We start from the raw sequence: 2,702 nt of genomic DNA, 5'->3' as shown, positions 1-2,702 counted from the left end.
AGAACAGGAACAGAAAAAATCGGGCGATCCGGGGCTTCGTCATGAGTCGCTGCGGCAATCAATGGCGCTGACAGCGCCGCAATCTGCTGACCCGGCAAAAAATTGGGTCAGGAAATCGTGAGAGAACCGTGAGAAATTCATTCGGATGGTCCGACGCGATCGATCAGTCGATTGCGAGCGACTTCAGCTTCCTGTGCAGGGCCGAGCGCTCCATCCCGATGAATTCCGCTGTACGCGAAATATTGCCGCCGAAACGGTTGATCTGCGCCACGAGATATTCGCGCTCGAACACTTCGCGCGCGTCGCGCAGCGGCAGGCTCATCAGTTTCTCGCCGCCCGAGCCGGTCGGAGTCGAAGGCACCAGCGCGCCGATCTCGCGGGGCAGCATTTCGGCGGTGATCTCGGCCTCCGGGTCGCCGCCGGTCAGGATCATGAGGCGCTCGATGTTGTTGCGCAACTGGCGGATATTGCCCGGCCAGTCATGCGATTGCAGCACGGCCATGGCGTCGTCGCCGATTTTTCGCCGCGGCAGGCCCGAATTCGCCGCGAGCTGGTCCATGAAAAAGGCGATCAGTTCGGGAATGTCCTCGCGCCGCTCAGCCAGCGAGGGCACCCGCACCGGCACCACCGACAGCCGATGGAACAGATCCTCGCGGAACGTCCCTTCCGCAATGGAGCGCGGCAGGTCGCGCGCCGACGATGAAATCACCCTCACATCGACATGGACCCGCGTGGCGCCCTCGACGCGGGTGAAATTCTGATCGACCAGCACACGCAGAATCTTGGCCTGGGTCTCGCGCGGCATATCGGCGACTTCATCGATATAAAGCGTGCCGCCATGGGCCTCTTCGAGGGCGCCGGTCTTGCGCGGACGGCCCTCGCGGGCCTCGACGCCGAACAATTCCATTTCCATGGTCTCGGCGGCGATGGCGGCGGCGTTGATAACCACAAAAGGCCCGCCGGCGCGCGACGACGATTCATGGATCGCGCGCGCGGCCAACTCCTTGCCGACGCCCGGCGCGCCGGTGATCAGAATGCGCGAATTGGCCGGCGCCACGCGCTCGATCAATTGCTTGAGCTGCTGCAAGGCCTGCGAATGGCCGACCAGGGTGTTGGACCCGGCCGAACGCGCCTTCAGCTCGCTCACCTCGCGGCGCAGGCGCGAGGTCTCCAGCGCCCGTTCGGCCACCAGCACCAGACGGTCGGCCTTGAACGGCTTTTCAATGAAATCATAGGCGCCCTGACGGATGGCGGTGACCGCCGTCTCGATCGTGCCATGGCCTGAAATCATCACCACCGGCAGGTTCTCATGGTGGCGCTTGATGGATTCGAGCAATTGCAGGCCGTCGAGCTTGGAGCCCTGCATCCAGATATCGAGAAAGATCATATGCGGTCGGCGCGCCTCGATCGCCGCCAGCGCCTCGTCGGAATTGCGCGCGGTGCGCGTGGAATAGCCCTCGTCCTCCAGAATGCCGGAGACGAGTTCGCGAATGTCGGCTTCGTCATCGACGATCAGAATGTCGTGCGCCATGTTCAACCTTCGCTCAAGCTTTTTCGGCGGATTCTGGTTTGCCCGCCGCGTCTTCCGCCGCCGCGCCGGGCGCAGCGACCGGGAAATGCAGGCGCACCAGAGCGCCCTGGCCGGAGGCCGCGTCGAGCAGTTCGATGCCGCCACCATGATCTTCGAGAATCTTCGCCACGATCGGCAGGCCGAGGCCGGTGCCTTCCGCGCGCGTGGTCATATAGGGCTCCAGCAGCCGCGCCCGGTTCTCGCGCGGAAAACCCTTGCCATTGTCCTCGACATCGATGACCGCCTCGCCCTCCTCGACGCGCAGGCTGACGTCGATTTTCGGCGCGCGGCCCTCCATATCGGTCGCTGCGATGCCCTCGGTGGCGTTTTTCACAATATTGGTCAAAGCCTGCGACAGCAGCCGCCGGTCGAAGCGCGCGATCAACGTTTCCGGCGGATAGGCGCCGGAAATGGCGACATCGGGATGGCCGACCCGCATCAGGAACAGCACCTGCTCGACGCAGGCGGAGAGATCGTCGGTCGCCAATTGCGCCTTGGGCATGCGCGAGAAAGACGAGAACTCGTCCACCATGCGCTTGATGTCGTCGACCTGACGGATGATCGTATCAGTGCACTGATCGAACACGTCCTTGTCGGCCGTAATGACCCGGCCATATTTGCGCTTGAGCCGTTCCGCCGAGAGCTGGATGGGGGTCAGCGGATTCTTGATCTCATGGGCGATGCGGCGCGCGACATCGGCCCAGGCCGCCGTGCGCTGGGCGGAAACGAGATCGGTCATGTCGTCCAGCGTGGCGACGAAGGTGCGCTCGCCGCGATTGACCGGCCCCGGCGTGATGCGGACATTATAGGTCCGCTCGCGCGCGCCGCGCCGCAACACGATCTGCCGCTGCAACATCCGCGAATAGGCGCCGCGCGCCTCCTGCAGAATGGCGCCGAGCTCGGGCAGAACATCGGCCAGCGGCCGCCCGATCGCCTGTTCCGCCTCCTCGCCCTCATGGCTCACCAGCAGCCGCGCGGACGGATTGAGCACGGTGACGTCGCCGCGCGCCCCGACGCCGATCACCGCCGCCGGCACGCCGAACAATACGGCCTCGGTGAAGACGCGGCGCTCGTCCATCAGATGATTGGCCGCGATCAGTCGGTTCTGCTGCTGGCGCAGCTCGGAAGTCAT

General features: G+C 64.5%; 2 protein-coding genes. Both read right to left on the bottom strand.

Features of this window, described 5'->3' with window-relative positions; translation table 11 throughout:
- Positions 1-163: 163 nt before the first annotated feature.
- A complete protein-coding gene (locus ACE3S9_RS18065; protein WP_374547864.1) occupies positions 164-1,531 on the bottom strand; it encodes a sigma-54-dependent transcriptional regulator in 1,368 nt (455 codons plus the stop codon).
- Positions 1,532-1,544: 13 nt separating this feature from the next.
- A partial coding sequence (locus ACE3S9_RS18060) for a PAS domain-containing sensor histidine kinase (protein WP_374547863.1) occupies positions 1,545-2,702 on the bottom strand: 1,158 nt, incomplete at its 5' end.

Origin of the sequence: Rhodoblastus sp. (genome assembly GCF_041915505.1) — a bacterium.
Lineage (GTDB): Bacteria > Pseudomonadota > Alphaproteobacteria > Rhizobiales > Beijerinckiaceae > Rhodoblastus.
The sequence above is the reverse complement of the archived record's forward strand: the minus strand, read 5'-3'. Positions and strand labels throughout refer to the sequence as shown.